Annotated in this window: 18 protein-coding genes; 14 read left to right on the forward strand and 4 right to left on the reverse strand. The window is 70.8% G+C overall.

Going from position 1 to position 21023, the window contains the following annotated elements:
- Positions 1–40 precede the first annotated feature (40 nt).
- Entirely contained in the window at positions 41–559 is a 519-nt protein-coding gene (locus ABZ420_RS04695; RefSeq protein WP_357117089.1) for a GNAT family N-acetyltransferase, read from the forward strand.
- A gap of 13 nt (positions 560–572) precedes the next feature.
- On the opposite strand, the gene ABZ420_RS04700 is transcribed toward ABZ420_RS04695, so the two are convergent.
- Both ABZ420_RS04700 and ABZ420_RS04705 read right to left on the reverse strand, forming a co-directional pair.
- Positions 573–2114 carry a glycerol-3-phosphate dehydrogenase/oxidase gene (locus ABZ420_RS04700; RefSeq protein ID WP_357117091.1) on the reverse strand — a complete coding sequence of 514 codons (1542 nt, stop codon included), beginning with the start codon at positions 2112–2114 and terminating at the stop codon, positions 573–575.
- A gap of 45 nt (positions 2115–2159) precedes the next feature.
- The gene (locus ABZ420_RS04705; RefSeq protein ID WP_357117093.1) at positions 2160–2786 is read right to left on the reverse strand and encodes a helix-turn-helix domain-containing protein; all 627 of its coding nucleotides are present in this window, start codon (positions 2784–2786) and stop codon (positions 2160–2162) included.
- Positions 2787–2957: 171 nt separating this feature from the next.
- On the opposite strand from ABZ420_RS04705, the gene ABZ420_RS04710 reads away from it, so the two are divergent.
- Both ABZ420_RS04710 and ABZ420_RS04715 read left to right on the forward strand, forming a co-directional pair.
- The gene (locus ABZ420_RS04710; RefSeq protein ID WP_357117417.1) at positions 2958–4535 is read left to right on the forward strand and encodes an FAD-binding oxidoreductase; all 1578 of its coding nucleotides are present in this window, start codon (positions 2958–2960) and stop codon (positions 4533–4535) included.
- Positions 4536–4549: 14 nt separating this feature from the next.
- On the forward strand, positions 4550–5473 hold the full coding sequence (locus ABZ420_RS04715) for a YegS/Rv2252/BmrU family lipid kinase (RefSeq protein WP_357117419.1): 924 nt from the start codon (positions 4550–4552) through the stop codon (positions 5471–5473).
- A 10-nt stretch (positions 5474–5483) separates the two neighbouring features.
- Here the strand turns inward: ABZ420_RS04715 and ABZ420_RS04720 are convergent, their stop codons facing one another.
- A complete protein-coding gene (locus ABZ420_RS04720; RefSeq protein ID WP_357117095.1) occupies positions 5484–6152 on the reverse strand; it encodes an AAA family ATPase in 669 nt (222 codons plus the stop codon).
- A 156-nt stretch (positions 6153–6308) separates the two neighbouring features.
- Complete coding sequence (locus ABZ420_RS04725; RefSeq protein WP_357117097.1) at positions 6309–6902, reverse strand: XRE family transcriptional regulator; 594 nt, start codon at positions 6900–6902, stop codon at positions 6309–6311.
- 90 nt (positions 6903–6992) lie between these two features.
- Between ABZ420_RS04725 and ABZ420_RS04730 the strand changes: the two genes are divergently transcribed.
- The 11 genes from ABZ420_RS04730 to proB all read left to right on the forward strand — a co-directional run bounded on the left by ABZ420_RS04730 (position 6993) and on the right by proB (position 20846).
- A complete protein-coding gene (locus tag ABZ420_RS04730; RefSeq protein WP_357117099.1) occupies positions 6993–7919 on the forward strand; it encodes an NAD(P)/FAD-dependent oxidoreductase in 927 nt (308 codons plus the stop codon).
- A 300-nt stretch (positions 7920–8219) separates the two neighbouring features.
- A complete protein-coding gene (locus ABZ420_RS04735) occupies positions 8220–10898 on the forward strand; it encodes a valine--tRNA ligase (protein ID WP_357117101.1) in 2679 nt (892 codons plus the stop codon).
- Between the two features lie 92 nt (positions 10899–10990).
- Positions 10991–12361, forward strand: coding sequence for a folylpolyglutamate synthase/dihydrofolate synthase family protein (locus ABZ420_RS04740; RefSeq protein WP_357117421.1), 1371 nt, complete (start codon positions 10991–10993; stop codon positions 12359–12361).
- On the forward strand, positions 12358–12480 hold the full coding sequence (locus ABZ420_RS04745) for a hypothetical protein (RefSeq protein WP_357117103.1): 123 nt from the start codon (positions 12358–12360) through the stop codon (positions 12478–12480). The genes ABZ420_RS04740 and ABZ420_RS04745 overlap by 4 nt, the downstream gene beginning before the upstream one ends.
- Positions 12477–12893, forward strand: a complete 417-nt coding sequence (locus ABZ420_RS04750) for a DUF4233 domain-containing protein (protein ID WP_357117105.1) — start codon at positions 12477–12479, stop codon at positions 12891–12893. Before ABZ420_RS04745 ends, ABZ420_RS04750 begins: the two co-directional genes overlap by 4 nt.
- A 98-nt stretch (positions 12894–12991) precedes the next feature.
- Positions 12992–13408 (forward strand): nucleoside-diphosphate kinase, encoded by a 417-nt coding sequence (gene ndk, locus ABZ420_RS04755; RefSeq protein WP_357117107.1) that lies wholly within the window; start codon positions 12992–12994, stop codon positions 13406–13408.
- A 469-nt stretch (positions 13409–13877) separates the two neighbouring features.
- Positions 13878–17060, forward strand: coding sequence for a translation initiation factor IF-2 N-terminal domain-containing protein (locus tag ABZ420_RS04760; RefSeq protein WP_357117109.1), 3183 nt, complete (start codon positions 13878–13880; stop codon positions 17058–17060).
- Between the two features lie 330 nt (positions 17061–17390).
- Positions 17391–17702 carry a 50S ribosomal protein L21 gene (gene rplU / locus ABZ420_RS04765; RefSeq protein ID WP_062977502.1) on the forward strand — a complete coding sequence of 104 codons (312 nt, stop codon included), beginning with the start codon at positions 17391–17393 and terminating at the stop codon, positions 17700–17702.
- A gap of 22 nt (positions 17703–17724) precedes the next feature.
- Positions 17725–17991, forward strand: coding sequence for a 50S ribosomal protein L27 (gene rpmA, locus ABZ420_RS04770; protein WP_043688634.1), 267 nt, complete (start codon positions 17725–17727; stop codon positions 17989–17991).
- A gap of 121 nt (positions 17992–18112) precedes the next feature.
- On the forward strand, positions 18113–19567 hold the full coding sequence (gene obgE / locus ABZ420_RS04775; protein WP_357117111.1) for a GTPase ObgE: 1455 nt from the start codon (positions 18113–18115) through the stop codon (positions 19565–19567).
- A 178-nt stretch (positions 19568–19745) separates the two neighbouring features.
- Complete coding sequence (gene proB, locus ABZ420_RS04780) at positions 19746–20846, forward strand: glutamate 5-kinase (protein WP_357045326.1); 1101 nt, start codon at positions 19746–19748, stop codon at positions 20844–20846.
- The last annotated feature ends 177 nt before the right edge of the window (positions 20847–21023 follow it).

Consider the following 21023-nt stretch of genomic DNA (forward strand, 5'->3'; position numbering starts at 1 on the left):
TCGCTGGTCCGCGCCGCCGTTGCCGGATCACAATGGGCCGATGATCCGGGCCGCGACAATCGAAGACCTCACCGTGCTGCAAGACATCGAACGCGCGGCGGGCGCACCGTTCGCGGAGATCGGGATGACGGCCGTGGCCGACGACGAACCTCCTTCGACGGCCACCTTGCGCGAGTTCCAGCGGGCCGGACGGGCCTGGGTGTGGACCGAGGACGACCTGCCGATCGGCTACCTGGTCGCGGGCGTGATCGACGGAAACGCGCATATCGAGCAGGTCTCGGTGCGCCCGGACTACGCGGGACGCCGGATCGGCAAGCGGTTGATCGACCGGGCAGCCCGATGGGCAACCGGCGCGGCGCTGCCCGCGATGACGTTGACCACGTTCACCGAGGTGCCGTGGAACGGCCCGTACTACCGGCGGCTCGGCTTCCGGTACCTGTCGGCGGACGAGGAGACCCCGGGGTTGGTCGCCGTGCGTGCCGCCGAACAGGCGCACGGCCTCGACCGCTGGCCGCGCGCGTGTATGCGCGTGGAGCTGTGCGACTGGTCGATGGACTGAGCCCGCTGGGTCGTCAGGCGACGGCGCGCACGGCCGCGGCCGTCGCGGCGGCCCGGTCCTCGTCGATCAGGCCGACACGTGTGCGCCGATCCAGCAGATCCCCGGCCTCGAGCGCCCCCTCGTGCGAGACCGCGAACGCGAATTCGGCGCCGAGCACGTCGATGCCGGGCGCCACCGGCTCGGCGAGCGACGGATCGCGGCGCGCCGCGGCCAGCACGGTGGCCGCCTCACTGCCGTAGCGCTCGATCAGCACGGGCGGGGCGTCGATGCGGTCGCGCGCCGCGCCGGAGACCGCACCCACCAGCGGCAGCCGCCGGGTGCGGCACGGCCCCGCGGCGAGGTCGCCGTGCGCGACCGCCGCGTCGATCACGTCCTCGGCCATCTTCCGGTAGGTGGTGAGTTTGCCCCCGACGATGGTGATGATCCCGGTGGGGGAGCGCAGCACTGCGTGCTTGCGGGAGATGTCGGCCGTGCTGTCGTCGGCGGTCTGTAACAGGGGACGCAATCCGGCATACGAGCCGCGAATATCGTCGCGGGTCAACGGCTCACGCAGGGCGGGATTGATGGTGTCGAGCAGGAAACCGATCTCGTCGTCGGTGGGCTTCGGCTCGTCGGGTACCGGGCCCGGCGCGTCCTCGTCGGTCAAGCCCAGATATACCCGGCCGTGCGCGGCGGGAAAGGCGAAGACGAAGCGGCCGACGCTGCCGGACACCGGCACGGTCAGCGCCGCGGTGAGGCCGCCGAAGGACGCGGCGGAGAACACCAGATGGGTGCCGCGGCTCGGGCGTAACCGGATGCTCGGATCCACCTGATCCGCCCAGACGCCGGTGGCGTTCACCACGGTGCGCGGCCGCACCGTGAGGGTCTCGCCGGTGCGGGTGTCGCGTAGGATCGCCGAATTCCCGGTCACCTCGCTCGCTTCGACGCGGGTCAGGATCCGCGCGCCGTGGGCCGCCGCGGTGCGGGCCAGCGCGACGACCAGGCGCGCGTCGTCGACCAGTTGCCCGTCCCAGGCCTGGAGGCCGCCGCGCAGGTCCGCGCGGCGCACGGTGGGCGCCAGCCGCACGGCCTCCGCCGCGGCGACGCGCCGGGAACGGGGCAGGATCGCCGCGGGGGTGCCCGCGCCCCGCCGCAGCAGATCACCGGCCAGGAAACCGGCGCGCACCAGCGACGCCTGCGCCGCACCGACATTCGGCAGCAGCGGCACCAGTTGGGGCAGCGGGCGCACCAGATGCGGCGCCGTGGTGCGCATCAGGATGCCGCGTTCCACCGCGCTCTCGTGTGCGATGCCGACCCGGCCGCTCGCCAGATAGCGCAGGCCGCCGTGCACCAGCTTGGAACTCCAGCGGCTGGTGCCGAATGCCAGGTCGTGGCGTTCGACCAGCACGGTGCGCAGTCCGCGGGCGGCGGCGTCCAAGGCGGCGCCCGCGCCGGTGACGCCTCCGCCGATCACCAGGACGTCGATCCGGGCGCCGTGGCCGAGCCGGGACAGATCCGCGGCGCGGCGCGCGGCGTTCAACGCGGAATCTCCGGTTTGCCCCGAATCAATAGTCATCACAATGCCTTTCGGATGCGGCGGAACCGGGCTGACGTGTACTCATCACGGCCGCTTCCGGGCGGAGTCTTCGACCGCTTCGCGGGCGTGGTCGTCGAGATACCCGTCGATGGCGCGACGGAGTTCGGTGTCGAGGTGCTCACCCGCCAGCAGCGGCGCGACGGTGCCCGCCGACTGCACCGCGGACTGCGCGATCAGCAGCAGCATCGTGGCCATCCGCTCCGGATCGCCCGCGCGGATGGAACCGTCCCGCTGCCCGTCGCGGATGCCCGCCGCGAACAGCTCGATCAGCGTGCGCTGGTTGCGCCCCAGTCTGCCGAAGACGTAGGTGAGCATCAGATCCGTGTCAGTGCGGAAGATCTTGCCGAACAACGGATTCGACCGGATCATCGCCGCTCCGGCGACCACGCCCTCGACCAGCCGGAGGCGTGCGCTGCCCGTGGAGGGCATGGTGGCCGCCACGATGCCGCGCAGTTCGCGGACCAGCAGTTCGGCCACCAGCGCACCGGTATCCGGCCAGCGGCGGTAGACGGTCGGCCTGCTGACGCCCGCCCGGCGCGCTACCTCGGTGAGCGTGGTGCGGCGCACGCCGAACTCCTCCACGCAGGCGCGGGCGGCGTCGAGAATCGCCAGGTCGGTCGCCGAGAGGGCGGTCTCGTCGGGAGCGGTCAAAAATCACCACCGGTGGTAGGTCGGCCGACGGCGAGTCGTCGGCGAGGTCCGAGCATTCGTTACTGCTTGACAGTCTATGTCAAACTGTAACGCATGGTGGACACGCAGCAGCAGACCGACGGCGATCCGGCTCCGTCGGCGAAGACCGGCCCGGCCGGGTCGGCCGCGAGTATGGTCTGGGATGCTTGGGGTATCCCGGCTGGGCACCAGCCACTTTCGGAGCGGATCCGTGGTCTGCTGACGCAGGTGTTCGGAGTGTCCGGCGATCCGGTGGCGCGCCGCGATGAGGGCGACGTGCCACTGCGCGAATCGGCGTTGACGCCCGCGCGGCGAGCCGGGTTGGTCGAGGTGGTCGGTGCGGAGAACGTGTCGGCCGACCACCGCGATCGGCTGCGGCACGCTGGGGGGAAGAGCACACCCGATCTGCTGCGCCGCCGGGCCGAGGGGCTCCAGGACGCGCCGGACGCCGTCGTCTTCCCCGCCGACCACGACGAGGTTCTCGCCGTGCTCGCCTACTGCGCGCGGCACGCCGTCGCGGTGGTTCCGTTCGGCGGCGGCACCAGCGTCGTCGGCGGCGTCGATCCCGTGCGCGGCCGCTTCGACACCGTGATCGCTCTGGATCTGCGCAGGCTCGACCGGCTCACCGAGATCGACCCGATCAGCGGCACCGCCACGCTCGGCGCCGGTCTCACCGGTCCGCGCGCGGAGGAACTGCTCGGCGCGCACGGACTGTCCCTCGGCCACTTCCCGCAGAGTTTCGAGTTCGCCACCATCGGCGGCTTCGCGGCGACGCGGTCGTCCGGCCAGGCCTCGGCGGGCTACGGCCGCTTCGACGACATGGTGCAGCGGCTGAAGATCGCCACGCCGGGTGGCACGCTCGAACTCGGGCGCGCCCCCGCTTCGGCCGCAGGGCCGGACCTGCGCGAACTGTTCGTCGGATCGGAGGGAACGCTCGGTGTGATCACCGAGGTCACTCTGCGGGTGCACCCGGTCCCGGAAACCGTTGCGTACCAGGCCTGGTCGTTCCCGGATTTCGCCACCGGCGCCGCCGCGTTGCGCGCGGTGGTGCAGGCGGGCGCGGCGCCGACGGTGCTCCGGCTCTCCGACGAGGCGGAGACCGGGATCAATCTCGCCCGCTCCGGCGATATCGGCGGCAACCCAGTGGCGGGGTGCCTGGCCGTCACCACCTATGAGGGCAGCGCGGCGCATGTCACCGCGCGCAGCGCCGAGGCGGGTGCCGTGCTGGCCGCGGCGGGCGGCTCGGCCCTGGGCGAGACGCCGGCCCGGGAGTGGGAGCACGGTCGTTTCGCCGCGCCGTACCTGCGTGACGCGCTCTTGGATGTCGGCGTGCTCTGTGAAACCTTGGAGACCGCCACCACCTGGTCGAATCTGAGCGGGTTGAAGGCGAAGGTGACCGCTGCGCTGACCGAGTCGCTGGCGGCGCAGGGGACCCCGGCCCTGGTCATGTGTCACATCTCGCACACCTACCCGACCGGCGCGTCGCTGTACTTCACCGTGGTGGCCAGACAGTTGGACGACCCGCTGGCCCAGTGGCGGGCCGCCAAGCGCGCCGCGGGTGACGCCATCGTCGCGGCGGGTGGCACCATCACCCACCACCACGCGGTGGGCACCGATCACCGTCCCTGGGTCCCGGACGAAGTGGGTGACCTCGGCGTGCGCGTCCTGCGGGCGGTGAAGGCCGAACTCGACCCGGCCGGCATCCTGAATCCCGGAAAGCTGGTGCCGTGAACGACTATTCACCGGTGCGCATGGTCACGGTGGTGACCAATCCGCGGTCCCGGCACGGCAAGGGAAGTGATGCGGCGACCGCCGCCATCGCCCGCCTGCGCGCGGGCGGCGCCGATGTCACCGAGGTGTGCGCTCCCTCGGCCGCCGAAACGGTTCGCCAGGTGCGGGATTCGGTCGCGGTCGCGGCACCCGATGCCGTGGTCTGCATAGGCGGCGACGGGCTGATCAACGTGACCCTTGCGGCCGTCGCGGAGACCGGGGTTCCGCTCGGCATGATCCCCGCGGGCACCGGCAACGATCTGGCCAGGGAACTCGGAGTACCGACCGACGATCCGGTCGCCGCCGCCGCACTGGTGTTGCGCGGGCGGACCAGGACGATCGATCTCGGCCGGATCGAGTCGTCCGTGCCGCCTATGTGGTTCGCCACGGTGGCCGGTACCGGATTCGACGCGCGGGTCACGCTGCGCGCCAACAAGATGCGCTGGCCGAGAGGCAGACTGCGCTACACCGCCGCCGCGCTGGCCGAGATCTCCGGGCGCTTCACGGTGCCCTACCGGGTCGAACTGGTGGACGCGGTGACCGACGGGCTGACCAACCCCGGCGCGGGCTCGGTGCTGGAGACCGAGGCGGTCATGGTCGCCGTCGGCAACACCCGCACCTACGGCGGCGGCATGCTGATCTGCCCGGACGCGCTCATGGACGATGGCCTGCTGGATCTGACCGTGGTCGGCGCGTTGTCGCGCGGGGAGATGCTGCGCCTGCTGCCCGCGCTGTCGGCGGGCAAACGCCAGGATCACCCGGAGGTCAAGCAGTTCCGCGCCGCCGCGGTCACACTCACCGCGGCGGGCGCGCCCGCCACCGCCGACGGCGAACCAGCGGGCACCCTGCCGGTCACCATCCGGGCGGTCCCAGCGGCGTTGACCGTTCTGGTGCCCTGACCGGCGCCGTTCAGGCGAAAGTCACGCAGCGCAGGTGGTTCACGGTCGCGCGGTCGACGATGACCACCGACCGTGAGGCGCGGGCAGCCGAGCGATGCTCCGTCGACACCGCGCGGATCAGCCGCCGCCAGCGCCGCACGTGCAGCCGGAACGCCACGTGGTTGATCCGCCTGCCACGGCTGTGCTGGCCTGCGCGCGCCACCGCCGCGGGCACGTCGACCATGAGCAGGTGCAGTTCGCGATCCGCCGCCCAGCGCTCGATCAGGGTGCGCGCCCAGCGGAACGTGGCGCAGTCGTGGATGACGACCGGGCCGGTGACCTCGCGCAGCGCGGTACGAATGGCCAGGAAGTGCGCGGCGTGCACCAGCGGGCGCCACAACAGGTAGGGCAGCCACCACAGCTTGGGCCGCCAGCGATTGCGTGCCTGCATCGAGTCGAGCACCAGTACCCCGGCGGCGCTGCGCGACGGCGCGGTGGCCGCGGCATCGGCGCCGAAGAACTTGCGCAGCGCGGTGCTCTTGCCCGCGCCGGGGACGCCCGCGACGATCAGCGCCGCCGCGGCGGGGTACCGGATCTCCGCGATCGCGCGACCGCGCAGATCGTGCAGCGCGTCCGGGACCAGGATCGGCAGCCGGGGTTCGGGAGCGTACGCGTGCACGGATTCCAGCGGGGGGTTCACCTCTCCCAGCGTCCGCAGCCGACGCGTGTTCGGCAACCGGGAAAACCCTGGTTTTTCTTGGGGATTCACCGGAGGTGGGACGCTTGGAGTATTCACCCCCTCCAGGGTCCTTCGTTTTCACCGTTTCGGCAATATCGGACATTTCAGACAGTGTGATCACCCCGGTTTGCGACCCGCCGACCGCGCGCGCAGATGCATTCGTTCACCCTGCGACCCGAAAAGGCTCAGGATTTCCACCGGGCCCCGGCCCGCGCTGCCGAACCAATGTGGTTGGCGGGTGTCGAATTCCGCGGCCTCGCCGGGGCCGAGCACCAGATCATGCTCGCCGAGTACCAGCCGCAGTCGTCCGGAAAGCACGTAGAGCCACTCGAAGCCCTCGTGCACCTTCGGGTCGGGGTCGCAGCGCTCGGGCGGAATGACGATCTTGAACGCCTGTAGCGGTCCCGGCTGCCGGGTGAGCGGAAGGATGGTGATCCCGTTCAGCTTTCGCGCCGTGGAGTGGACGCGGGGATCGGCGATCTTGGGCGCGGCCACCAGTTCGTCCAACGGAACCTGATGGGCCATCGCGATCGGCAGCAGCAGTTCCAGACTGGCTTTTCGCTGGCCGGACTCCAGCCGGGAGAGCGTGCTCTTGGAGATTCCGGTGCTCTCCGCCAGCGCGGTGAGCGTGACGTTGCGGCGGGTGCGCAGCGCTTTCAGCCGTGGGCCTATGTCGGCGAGGGCCTGGGTGACGGCCGGTGGTGTGGACATGTCCCCAGTGCACTCCGATTTCCCTGCTTTGGCAATTTTAGTTGCTGAATCGGGACGGTGACGGCACGGTATCCGTGGAGGTGATCGCGAATGAGCGAGACATATGACGTAGTGATCGTGGGCGGCGGTGCGGCGGGACTGTCCGGGGCGCTGGTCCTGGCCCGCGCGCGGCGGCGAGTCGCGGTGGTCAGGGGCGGTGCGCCGCGCAACGCCCCGGCCGAGCACATGCACGGGTTCCTGTCCCGGGACGGGATGCCACCGGCCGAGCTGCTGGCCACCGGGGCCGCCGAGGTCACGAGCTACGGCGCGGAACTGATCGATGACGTCGTCGTCGGCGCGGAACGGACGGCGGAGTCGGACTACACACTGCGGCTGCGCGGCGGCGGGGCGTTGCGGGCTCGCCGCGTGCTCGTGGCCACCGGGCTGCGCGACGAACTCCCGGAGCTGCCCGGAGTGCGTGCGCGCTGGGGCCGTGACGTGCTGCACTGCCCCTACTGCCACGGTTACGAGGTCCGTGACCAGCCGATCGGGGTGCTGGGCGGTGCGGAATCCGGCGCCCTGGCCCGTGCGGTTCATCTGGCGCTGCTGCTGCCGCAGTGGTCGGACGACGTCGTCTTCTTCCCGAACACGATGCCCCTGTCCGAGAGTGATCGCGCTCGCCTGGACGCGCGCGGGGTCCGGCTGATCGAGGGCGAGGTGGCCCGGCTCGTGGTGGACGATCGGCTGCGCGGCGTGGAACTGGCCGACGGGCGAGCGGTGCCGAGGACGGCGATGTTCGTCACGCCGACCTTCCGTGCCAACGACGACGTGCTGGTCGGGCTCGGCTGCGCGTTCGACGCCGACGGCTGGGTGGTGACCGACGCGACGGGGCGCACCAGCGTGCCGGGTGTCTGGGCCGCGGGCAACGTCGCTAATCCGGCAGCCCAGGTGATCTCCGCCGCCGGGGCGGGCTCCACCGCCGGGATCGCGATCAACGGTGACTTGGTGTCGGCGGACGTCACCGTGCTCGCCCGTTGAGGGGGAATATCGAGGTACGAAACGCGGAAGCTGAGAATTACTTATGGATTCCAGGCCCGGCCTCGGATCGCCGGTAAGCTACTGACATAGGCGGAGTGTTCGGTGTCCCTCATCCACCGAAGACTCCGCCTTCCTTTGTCTCCGTCGCGTAATGCAGCTCCGTAGGGTTCGTATCGAGCGCCACTCGGCAGGCGGATATGCCTCCGATTTCCGGCGTGGCGCCGACGGGCGGATCCGCGGGAGCGGTGACCGGGCCGACCGACCCGAAGTCGGCGGATCGCAGCGCTCTAGAATCGCGGGGTGACCAGCGCAGCCCCTGACAACACGCGTAATCGTGCCGATGCCCTCCCCAAGAGCTGGACTCCCAGCGAGGTGGAGGCCGAGATGTACGAGCGCTGGGTAGCCGCGGGCTATTTCACCGCCGATCCGGGCAGCGGCAAGCCGGCCTACTCGATCGTGCTGCCGCCGCCGAACGTCACCGGCACCCTGCACATGGGCCACGCGCTCGACCACACCCTGATGGACACGCTGTCGCGCCGCAAGCGCATGCAGGGCTACGAGGTGCTCTGGCTGCCCGGCATGGACCACGCGGGCATCGCCACCCAGACCGTGGTGGAGAAGCAGCTCGCGGTGGACGGCAAGACCAAGGAAGACTTCGGCCGCGAACTGTTCGTGCAGAAGGTCTGGGACTGGAAGCGGGAGTCCGGCGGCGCCATCCAGTGGCAGATGCGCGCGCTCGGCGACGGCGTGGACTGGAGCCGGGACCGCTTCACCATGGACGAGGGCCTCTCGCGCGCCGTGCAGACCATGTTCAAGCGGCTCTACGACGCGGGCCTGATCTACCGCGCGGAGCGGCTGGTGAACTGGTCGCCGGAGCTGCGCACCGCGATCTCCGACATCGAGGTCAAGTACGAGGATGTGGAAGGCGAGCTGGTCTCGCTGCGCTACGGGTCGCTGGACGACGACCAGCCGCATGTCGTCGTGGCCACCACCCGGGTGGAGACCATGCTCGGCGACACGGCGGTGGCCGTGCATCCGGAGGACCCGCGTTACCGGGCCTTGATCGGCACCACCCTGGAACATCCGATCACCGGGCGGCAGATTCCGATCATCGCCGACGACTACGTCGATCCCGAATTCGGCTCGGGCGCGGTGAAGATCACACCGGCGCACGACCCCAACGACTTCGAGATGGGTCTGCGGCACGGCCTGCCGATGCCGACGATCATGGACGAGCGCGGCCGGATCACCGGCACCGGAACCGAATTCGACGGCATGGACCGGTTCGAGGCGCGCGTCGAGGTGCGTGAGCGGCTCGCGCGGGAGGGCCGGGTGGTCGCCGAGAAGCGGCCGTACCTGCACAGCGTCGGGCACTCCGAGCGCACCGGCGAGCCTATCGAGCCGCGCCTGTCCATGCAGTGGTGGGTCAAGGTCGAGTCGCTGGCCAAGGCGGCCGGTGACGCCGTGCGCAGCGGCGACACCGTGATCCACCCCAAGAGCCAGGAGCCGCGCTGGTTCGGCTGGGTCGACGACATGCACGACTGGTGCATCTCGCGTCAGCTGTGGTGGGGCCACCGCATCCCGATCTGGTACGGGCCCGAGGGCGAAGTGGCCTGCGTCGGGCCCGACGAGCAGGCGCCCGAGGGCTGGGTGCAGGACCCGGACGTGCTCGACACCTGGTTCTCCTCCGGCCTGTGGCCGTTCTCCACGATGGGCTGGCCGCACGCCACCGCCGAGCTGGAGAAGTTCTATCCCACCAGCGTGCTCGTCACCGGCTACGACATCCTGTTCTTCTGGGTGGCGCGGATGATGATGTTCGGCACCTACGTCGCCGAGGACGCCGCGCTGACCGCGGGCAAGAGCGGCGAGCGGCAGGTGCCGTTCAAGGACGTGTTCCTGCACGGCCTGATCCGCGACCAGTTCGGCAAGAAGATGTCCAAATCGCGCGGCAACGGCATCGACCCGCTGGACTGGATCAACACCTTCGGCGCCGACGCCACCCGGTTCACCCTCGCTCGCGGCGCGCAGCCCGGCGGTGACCTGTCGGTCGGCGAGCCGCACGTGCTCGCCTCGCGCAGCTTCGTGACGAAGCTGTTCAACGCGACCAAGTTCGCGCTGATGAACGGCGCGCGGGTGGGCGATCTGCCCGATCGGGCGCAGCTCACCGACGCCGACCGCTGGATCCTGGACCGGCTGGACGCGGTGCGCGCCGAAGCGGACGCCGCGTTCGACGCCTACGAGTTCGGCAAGGCGTGCGAGGCGCTCTACCACTTCGCCTGGGACGAGCTGTGCGACTGGTACCTGGAGCTGGCCAAGGTGCAGTTCGCCGCCGACGGCGCCCGCGCCGAGGCCACCGAGCTGGTGCTCGGGTGGGTGCTCGACGCGGTGCTGCGCCTGCTGCACCCGGTCATCCCGTTCGTCACCGAGTCGTTGTGGCAGGCGCTGACCGGCGGTGCGTCGGTGGTGATCGCGCCGTGGCCGCAGGCCTCCGGGGTGCCGGCGGATCAGGAAGCGGCGCAACGCGTCTCGGACACCCAGCGGTTGATCACGGAGATCCGGCGCTTCCGCAGCGATCAGGGCCTGGCCGACAAGCAGAAGGTCGCGGCCAAGCTGATCGGCGTGGACGAGGCGGGGCTCGGCGAGCAGGCGGCGTCGGTGGCGAACCTGGCGCGGCTGACCGAGCCCGGCGCCGACTTCGCCGCGACCGCGTCGGTGGAGGTCCGCCTGAGCGCGGGGACGGTCACCGTGGAGCTGGACACCTCGGGCGCGGTCGACCTGGACGCCGAACGCCGCAGGCTGGAGAAGGATCTGGCCGCCGCGCAGAAGGAATTGCAGGGCACCGCCGCCAAGCTCGGCAACGAGGCGTTCCTGGCCAAGGCGCCCGAGCACGTGGTCGACAAGATCCGTGGCAGGCAGCAGGTCGCCTCCGACGAGGTGGCGCGCATCGGGGCGCGACTGGCGGAGTTGAGCGGCAAGTGAACCACGAGCCGGAACCGCAATACGGCGACGACGAGCGCCGTGGCGGCGGAGCGCGGCTGGGCTCCGGCCCGTCGCCGGTGGAACTGGCCGAGATGGCGCTGGTCGAGGCCGAACTCGACCGGCGCTGGCCGGAGACCAAGATCGAGCCGTCGCTCACCAGGATCGCCACGCTGATGGACCTGCTCGGTTCGCCGCAGCAGAACTACCCGGCGATCCACATCGCGGGCACCAACGGCAAGACCTCGGTGACCAGGATGATCGACGCGCTGCTCACCGCGCTGCATCGGCGCACAGGCCGGATCACCAGCCCGCATCTGCAGCTGGCCACCGAGCGGATCAGCATCGACGACGCGCCGATCACCCCGGCCCGGTACGTGGAGCTCTACCGCGAACTGCTGCCTTTCGTCGAGATGATCGACAAGCAGTCGGCGGCCGCGGGCGGGCCTGCGATGAGCAAGTTCGAGGTGCTCACCGGTATGGCCTTCGCGGCCTTCGCCGAGGCGCCGGTCGACGTCGCGGTCGTCGAGACGGGGATGGGCGGTTCCTGGGACGCCACGAACGTCGTCGACGGGCAGGTCGCGGTGATCACACCGATCGGTTTGGATCACACCGACTACCTCGGCCCGGATCTGACCTCGATCGCGGGGGAGAAGGCCGGGATCATCAAGCGGGCACCGGAGAGCCTGGTACCGCGCGACAACGTCGCGGTGATCGCGGAGCAGGACCCCGAGGCGATGGAGGTGCTGCTGCGCCGCGCCGTGGCGGTGGACGCCGCGGTCGCGCGTGAGGGCGCCGAGTTCCGCGTGCTCGCCCGGCAGATCGCGGTGGGCGGGCAGCAACTCGAATTGCAGGGCCTGGGCGGGGTGTACGACGAGATCTTCCTGCCGCTGCACGGCGAGCACCAAGCGCGCAACGCGGTGCTCGCGCTCGCGGCCGTGGAGGCGTTCTTCGGCGCGGGCGCGCAGCGCAAACTGGACATCGACGCCGTGCGCGCCGGTTTCGCGAGCGTCACCAGCCCCGGGCGGCTGGAGCGGATGCGCAACGCGCCGACCATCTTCATCGACGCCGCGCACAATCCGGCGGGCGCGCGAGCGCTGGCCGCGACGTTGAACGAGGAGTTCGACTTCCGCAAGCTGGTCGGTGTGGTCGCGGTGCTCGGTGACAAGGACGCCGAGGGCATCCTCGCCGCCCTGGAGCCGGTGTTCGACGAGATCGTCGTCACCAGCAACGGTTCGCCTCGCGCACTGGACGTGGAGACCCTCGCCGACCTCGCGGTGCAGCGGTTCGGCGACGAGCGCGTGGTCTCCGCCGCCACCCTGCCCGACGCGCTGGAAACCGCCATCGCGATCGCCGAAGAGGTGGGCGAGGCGGGCGAGATGGTCTCCGGCGCGGGAGTGGTGGTGACGGGGTCGGTGGTCACGGCCGGGGCAGCCCGCGCGCTGTTCGGGAAGGAGCCGGCGTGAGCGCCGGGCTCACCGACGGCGGCCCAGGTGACCACGGCGGGTCCGCGCTCATCGAGAACCGCCGCACGAACGCCGGACACCCCGAGTGCCCGGCGGATGCCGAGGAGGGCACACCATGAGCGAACCGGCCGACCGAGGCGAGCAAGCGGTACCCGCGCCCGCGACCGACCCGTGGAAGGGTTTCCGCGGGGTGATGGCGGGAACGTTGGTGCTCGAGGCGATCGTGGTGCTGCTGGCGCTACCGGTGGTCGCCGACGTCGGCGGCGGGGTGACCTGGCTGTCCGGCACCTACCTCGTGGTTCTCGCGGTGGTGATGTTCCTCGGGACGGGGGTGCAGCGGCGTTCCTGGGCGCTCCCGTTCAACCTCGGGCTTCAGGTGCTCGTTCTGCTCGGCGCGTTCATCCATGTGTCCATCGGCGTCATCGGCGTGGTGTTCGGCGTGGTCTGGGGCTTCCTGCTGGTGCTGCGCGCCGACGTGCGCGGCCGGATGGAGAAGGGCCTGCTGCCCAGCCAGCGCATCCAGCGGTCGTAGCCGCAGGGCACGCGGGCACGGCCGCTTGCGCCACCGGGACGCCGGTCGGTCCGACCGCTGATGCGGTGCCCGGAAGTGTGCCGGATAGGCTGTGCGCCGTGACTGAGCAGACGTTGGTACTCATCAAGCCGGACGGTGTGGCCCGTGGCCTTGTCGGCGAGGTGCTGGCACGTATCGAGCGCAAGGGCCTGAAGATCGCCGCCCTCGAACTGAAGCACGTATCCGTGGAGCTGGCCGAGGGCCACTACGCCGAGCACGCCGAGAAGGCGTTCTTCGGGTCCCTGATCGAGTTCATCACCTCGGGCCCGGTCGTCGCGGCCATCCTGGAAGGCCCCCGCGCCATCGCCGCCTTCCGTCAGATCGCGGGTGGCACCGACCCGGTGGAGAAGGCCGTGCCCGGCAGCATTCGCGGAGACTTCGCTCTGGAGACCCAGGAGAACCTGGTCCACGGCTCGGATTCGCCCGAATCGGCCAAGCGCGAGATCGCGCTCTGGTTCCCCGATCGGCCCGCCTGACCGAGTCTCGAGCGCCGTGCCCGCGCCGCCGCGACCGGCGTGTTCGCGCCGCGGGCCGGACCGGTTCGAGCGCCGATGGCGAACGCCCGGCGCGCGGTGTGGGATACTGGCATCGGCTGCTTTCGATGCCGACTGTTCGTGCAGGTGCGCGAACGAGACGTGACGAGCGCAGCCGGATGACACCACGGTTCGATGCCGATCATCGCTGCCATGGACAAACGGCCTGGTTACAGGGTCGGTTGTCCGCGCAGGCACGCTGGATGAGCGCTCGGACCGCGGAGTTCAGCCATACAGCCAGGCGCCGCGTGACCAGTTAGCCCGAACGACGAAAAACCGAGAGATAACCGGGCACGCGGGGCGAGACCACTTGAACTCGCGCCCACCGGGTGCGGGTCGAACGGACAGCGCCCCCGCGTCGGCCGCGTCACTCCCGCCGGGAGGGACGCGCCCGGGGGCCCGAGGAGACTTCGTGGCCGATCAAGAGCCGCTGGAAACAACATCACAGGATGCCGAACAATTGCCGGAGCGAATCCGAGTTCATGCACTCGCCAAGCTGCTGGGGGTAACGAGCAAGCGCATCCTGGCCAAGCTGACCGAGATGGGGGCGGACGCGCGCAGCGCCCAGTCGAACGTCGACCGGGCCGTCGCGGAGTCGGTGCGCGACGCCTTGGGGACGGTCGAGGCGGACGCCGCGACCGCGCAACCCGCCGCGGGCCAGGTAGACGCCTCTGCACCGGCGCAGACCGCCGAGCCTCCCGAAGACGCCACGAACGCCCCGGTCGCGGGCGGACAACCGGCTGGATCCGGGCGGGAAGCGCCCACCGAGACGCCCTTCACCGGGGCCGGGGTCCTCTTCTCCGCGCCGGAGGTGCCGGGCGCCACGCCCGTGCCGACCGGTACTTCGGCTACCCAGCACACGCAACTGTTCACGCACTCGGAGCGACCGGAGCCCGAGCCGGTGGCCCCGGCGGTGTTCGAGGCCGCCGCCGCGGTGCAGGCGCCGCTGTTCCTGTCGCCGGACGCCGCAGCGGCCGAGCAGGCGCGTAAGCAGCGTCGCGCCGAGCGCGACACTCGGCGTACCGAGGAGCGGGCGCCCGAGCCCGCCGAGGACGAGACCGAGCCCGCCGAGGACGAGCACGAGGCGGCCGACCAGCAGGATGACGAAGATCAGCCCCGCCGCAGGCGCCGTGGTCGCCGCGGACGCGGACGCGGCCGTGGTGAGCAGCAGTCCGACGGCGAGGGCGACGAGAACGAGTCCGAGAACGAGGACGAATCGGTTCCCGAGACCACCGAGTCCGCCGAGGCGGCGGAGTCCGCGGAGACCGCCGAGGGCGAAGGGGACGACGAGGACGGTGCGCCGGAAGGCTCCACCCGTCGTCGCCGTCGTCGCCGTCGCCGCAAGGTGGCCGGTGAGTCGGGCGATAGCGAATCGGCCGACGACGATCCGCCGAACACGGTCGTGCACGAGCGCGAACCGCGCAACAAGGCCCGGAGCCGCGCCGCCGCGGCCGACGAGGTGCAGGGCATCACCGGCTCCACCCGGCTGGAAGCCAAGCGGCAGCGCCGTCGCGACGGACGCGAGGCGGGCCGCCGCCGTCCGCCGATCCTGACCGAGTCGGAGTTCCTGGCCCGGCGCGAAGCCGTCGATCGCGTGATGGTCGTGCGCGAGAAGTCCTTCCCCGACCACCCCACCGCGACGCAGGTGGCCGTGCTCGAGGACAACGTCCTGGTCGAGCACTTCGTGACGAGCACCGGTTCGGCGTCCATGGTCGGCAACGTCTACCTCGGCAGGGTGCAGAACGTCCTGCCCAGCATGGAGGCCGCGTTCGTCGACATCGGCCGCGGCCGCAACGGCGTGCTCTACGCCGGTGAGGTCAACTGGGAGGCCGCCGGGCTCGGCGGCAAGGAGCGCAAGATCGAGCAGGCGCTCAAGCCGGGCGACCAGGTGCTGGTCCAGGTGAGCAAGGACCCGGTCGGCCACAAGGGCGCTCGTCTGACCACGCAGATCAGCCTGGCCGGGCGCTTCCTGGTGTACGTGCCGGGCGGCACCTCCACCGGGATCAGCCGCAAGCTGCCCGACACCGAGCGCAAGCGCCTGAAGGAGATCCTGCGCGACATCGTGCCCTCCGACGCCGGTGTGATCATCCGCACCGCCTCCGAAGGCGTCAGCGAGACCGAGCTGGCCCGCGACGTGGAGCGGCTGCAGGCCACCTGGCGCACGATCCAGCAGCAGACCGGCAAGGACAACAACGGGCCCAAGACGCTCTACGAAGAGCCGGACCTGCTGGTCAAGGTCATCCGCGACCTGTTCAACGAGGACTTCTCCAAGCTGGTCATCGAGGGTGACCGGGCCTGGAGCACGGTGGAGAAGTACATCGGCACCGTCGCGCCGGACCTGCTCGCCCGGGTCAACCGGCACGAGAACAACGGCGTCGACGTGTTCGAGACCTATCGGATCGACGAACAGCTGGCCAAGGCGCTGGATCGCAAGGTGTGGCTGCCCTCGGGTGGCACCCTGGTGATCGACCGCACCGAGGCCATGACGGTGATCGACGTGAACACCGGCAAGTTCACCGGTTCCGGCGGCAGCAACCTGGAGGAGACCGTCACCAGGAACAACCTGGAGGCGGCCGAGGAGATCGTGCGCCAGATGCGGCTGCGCGACATCGGCGGCATGATCGTCGTCGACTTCATCGACATGGTGCTCGAGTCCAACCGCGACCTGGTGCTGCGCCGCCTCACCGAGGCGCTGGGCCGGGACCGCACCCGCCACCAGGTCTCCGAGGTCACCTCGCTGGGCCTGGTGCAGATGACCCGCAAGAAGCTGGGCACCGGCCTGGTCGAGGCGTTCTCCACGACCTGCGAGCACTGCCACGGACGCGGCCTCCTCGTGCACACCTACCCGGTGGAGCCCGGTTCCGGCGAAGAGGCCGCCGGGCGCACCAAGGAGAGCGGTTCGCGCAGGCGTCGTGGCCGGGACAAGACCGCGCAGGCACCGGCCCAGCCCGCCAACGGGTCCGGACCCGCGGTCGAGCTCGAGGAAGATGCCGCCGTCAAACGGGCGCATCCGGTCGCGCTCGCGATGGCCGCGCACCACTCGGAGGAGACCGACGAGGAGCCGGAATCGGCCGAGGAGACCGCCGCCGAACCGCGGGCCGCGAGCGCCGAGCAGCCCGCCGACGAGCGAGTGGTCGCCGAGACCGTCGAGGCCGCCGTGGCGGTGCCCGCCGAGGAGCCGGAGACCGAGCCCGCCGAAGTGGTCGAGGTCATCGAGGAAGTCGAGCGGGTCGAGCCGGTACCGGCGCAGGAGCCCGCCGCCGTCGAGAAGTCGGTTCCGGCTCCCGAGGCCGAGCCCGTCGCCGAGCCGGTCCCGGCTGCCGAGTCCGTCCCGGTATCGGAGAACGGTGCCACCGCCAACGGTGTCGCCGAACCCGGCGCGGGCCGTCCGTCTCGTCGCCGGAGGGTTGCCCGTTCGGCCGCGGCGCCCGCCGCGGACAGTTCGGGAGCGGTGTTCGTACTGCCCACCGGGGAGCAGGCGCCCGCGCCCGCGATCGACTACTCCCAGCCGGAACCGGTCGAATTGCCGCAGCGCGGTCGGCCGCGCAGGCGGGCGGTCGGCCGCCCGGCGGGCGCGCCGGACGCGTCGCACTGAGTCATCGCGCACGTTCCATGGCCCCCGCCGGCGTCTCCGGCGGGGGCCACGTGCGTCTCGGCAGCGAACCGGTGGCATCGCCCGGCAGCGGGGGTGGGCGCCGGTTTGGTCGTGGCGGTGGCCGTCCTGTAATCTTGGACAGTCGCTGCCCGGTGACAACATGTTTTGTCTCCGTGGCCCGGTTCTCGACAGTTCAGTACCGAGAGCCACCAGATGCCGAGGCGGTGACGATTACCAGACCAGTCGTGTGGCGGTTTCCGGTGGCATCAAACCGGAGGTGTCGCCGCGTGAACGAGTGCCGAGCACTACAGGAAGAAGGGCAGCCGACCGATGGCAACGTACGCGATCGTCAAGACCGGCGGAAAGCAGTACAAGGTCGCGGTCGGTGACCTGGTGAAGGTCGAGAAGATCGAGGGCGCGCCGGGCACCGCCGTGGCGCTGAATCCGGTCCTCGTCGTCGACGGCGCCGAGCTGACCACCGACGCCGCGAAGCTGGCCGACATCTCCGTGGCCGCCGAGGTGGTCGAGCAGACCAAGGGCCCGAAGATCCGCATCCACAAGTTCAAGAACAAGACCGGCTACCACAAGCGCCAGGGTCACCGTCAGCCGCTGACGGTCCTCAAGGTCACCGGCATCAAGTAAGACATCCCGAGGAGAACCAGCTATGGCACACAAGAAGGGTGCGTCCAGCTCCCGCAACGGGCGTGATTCCAACGCCCAGCGACTCGGCGTCAAGCGCTTCGGCGGCCAGACCGTCAAGGCGGGCGAGATCCTCGTGCGTCAGCGCGGCACCCACTTCCACCCCGGCGTGAACGTCGGTCGTGGCGGTGACGACACCCTGTTCGCCCTGTCGGCGGGCGCGGTCGAGTTCGGCACCAAGCGTGGACGCAAGACCGTCAACATCGTGGCCCCGGAGCCGGTTCAGGCCTGACCGCCGAACCACTTCCGGATACACAGCGAGCGGGTCAGGGTCTCGAAACCCTGGCCCGTTTTTCGTGTTCTCGAACGAGCAGTCCCAGTACGACCAGTCCCGAAGGAGGATGATTCGGCGTATGTCCAAGTTCATCGACCGTGTCGTACTGCATGTGCGTGCGGGTAAAGGCGGCCACGGTTGCGCCTCGGTGCACCGTGAGAAGTTCAAGCCGCTCGGCGGCCCGGACGGCGGCAACGGCGGCAACGGCGGCGACGTCATCCTCGAGGTCGACGCCAATGTGCACACCCTGTTGGACTTCCATTTCCACCCGCACGCGAAGGCGGGCAACGGCAAGCCGGGTGAGGGCGGCAACCGCGACGGCAAGCAGGGCGCCGATCTGGTGCTCAAGGTGCCCGACGGCACCGTCGTACTCGACGACGACGGCAAGGTGCTCGTCGACCTGGTCGGTTCGGGCAACCGCTTCATCGTCGCGCGCGGCGGCCGCGGCGGGCTCGGCAATGCCGCGCTGGCTTCGAAGGCCCGCAAGGCGCCGGGTTTCGCGTTGCTCGGCGAGGACGGCGAAGAACTCGACCTGGTTCTGGAGCTGAAGTCGGTCGCCGACGTCGGGCTCGTCGGGTTCCCTTCGGCAGGCAAGTCCTCGCTGGTCTCGGTGCTGTCGGCGGCCAAGCCGAAGATCGCCGACTACCCGTTCACCACACTGGTGCCCAACCTCGGCGTCGTCGCCAGCGGTGACACCACCTTCACCGTCGCCGATGTGCCCGGATTGATCCCTGGGGCCAGCGAGGGGCGCGGTCTGGGCCTGGACTTCCTGCGGCACCTCGAGCGCTGCGCGGTGCTCGCCCACGTGGTGGACTGCGCGACGCTGGAGCCCGGCCGCGACCCGGTGTCCGACGTCGACGCGCTCGAGGCCGAACTCGCCGCTTACAAGCCCGCGCTGAGCGCGGACGCCGAACTCGGCGACCTGGCGAGCCGGCCGCGTGTGGTGATCTTGAACAAGATCGATGTGCCCGACGCGGCCGAACTGGCCGAGATGGTGACCGCGGAGTTCGCCGAGCGCGGCTGGCCGGTGTTCGAGATCTCCGCGGTGAGCCGGGCGGGCCTGCGCCCCCTGACCTTCGCCCTCGCCGACCTGGTGCGCCGGTACCGCGAGGAGCATCCGCAGGCCGCGCCCAAGCGCCCGGTCATCCGCCCGATCGCGGTGGACGACACGGGGTTCCGCGTGCTCGCCGACCCGGAGGAGCCGGGTGGCTTCATCGTGCGCGGCACCAGGCCGGAGCGCTGGGTACGGCAGACCCAGTTCGACAACGACGAGGCCGTCGGCTACCTGGCCGACCGTTTGGCCCGCCTCGGCGTGGAAGACGAGCTGGTGCGGCTGGGCGCGGAGCCGGGAGCGCCGGTGACCATCGGCGATGTGACATTCGAGTGGGAACCCCAGATTTCGGCGGGCATCGACATGGTGCCCACCGGGCGCGGCACCGACATCCGGCTGGAGCAGACCGATCGGGTCAGCGCGTCCGAGCGCAAGCACGCGTCCCGGGTGCGCCGCGGTTTGGTCCGGGAAGACGAGGAGTAGACGTGGACGACGGTCGAGTCGTGCGCTCGCGGCGGGCGCCGCGTTCGGCGGGCTCGATCGCGGGCGGTCCGGGTATGGTCGTGGCAACGGTCCCGGCTGACGTGGATTCGATTGTGGCGCAGGGAGTTCGGTGGCGATGCAGATGAAATCGGTTACCGCCGAGGCGGATTCGTCGGGCCTGAGCGAGGCGCGGCGGGCGATCGCGGCGGCGCGCCGGGTCGTGGTGAAGATCGGTTCGTCGGCGCTGACCAGTCTGAAAGGCGGCTTGGACACCGCGCGGCTGGATCTGCTCGCCGACGCGGTGGAGGCGCGGATGCGCGCCGGATCCGATGTGGTGGTGGTCTCCTCGGGGGCGATCGGCGCGGGCATCGCGCCACTGGGCTTGACCAGCCGTCCGCGTGATCTGGCGACCAAGCAGGCCGCAGCGAGCGTCGGGCAGCTGGCCCTCGCGCACGCGTGGGGCACGTCGTTCGCCCGGTACCACCGCACGGTCGGGCAGGTGCTCCTGAGCGCCGATGACTTCGCCCGCCGCGAGCATCACCGCAACGCCCAGCGCACCCTCGATCGCCTGCGCTCGCTCGGCGCGGTGGCCGTGGTGAACGAGAACGACACCGTGGCAACGGAAGAGATCCGCTTCGGTGACAACGACCGGCTCGCCGCGCTGGTCGCCCACCTGGTCGGCGCCGACGCGCTGGTACTGCTGTCGGATGTGGCGGGTCTCTACGACGGCGACCCCCGCAAGGGCGCGGCCACGCTGATTCCCGAGGTGCGCAGCAGTGCCGACCTGGACGGCGTCATCGCGGGCAGCGGCGGCGCGCTCGGCACCGGCGGCATGGCGTCGAAGTTGTCGGCGGCGCGCCTGGCCGCGGACGCGGGTGTGCCGGTGCTGCTGGCCGCCGCCTCGTCGGCCGCCACCGCCCTGACCACCGGCACCGTCGGCACCGCGTTCGCCGCCCGCCCGGTGCGCCTGTCCGCCCGCAAGTTCTGGGTCCGGCACGCCGCCGACAGCCGCGGCGCCCTGCTCATCGACGACGGCGCCGTCCAAGCGGTGGCGCACCGGCGCCGATCGCTGCTCGCGGCCGGAATCGTCGGCGTGCGGGGCCGCTTCTACGGCGGTGACGTGGTGGACCTGGTGGCCCCCGACAGTCGTGTCGTCGCCCGTGGCGTCGTCGAATACGACAGCACCGAACTGGCGGGAATGCTCGGCCGCTCGACCGCCGAACTCCCCGACACGATGCAACGCCCCGTGATTCACGCCGACGACCTGGTCAAGGTCTGATTTCGCACTGGCTGCGGGCATGTCGGGCATGTCGGGCACAGTCATGCGCTCTTTCGTCCCCGACCTGACGTCCCGGGCCCAACCTGAGAAACTCGTCTGCTCGTGCACTCCAGGGGAGTAGTTCGCGAGCCCGGGCGGGTCGATCGCGGCTCGGCCGAACTCTGTCCGCCGGTGGTT

It is taken from the genome of Nocardia sp. NPDC005745, from assembly GCF_040630775.1.
In the GTDB taxonomy this organism is placed as follows: domain Bacteria; phylum Actinomycetota; class Actinomycetes; order Mycobacteriales; family Mycobacteriaceae; genus Nocardia.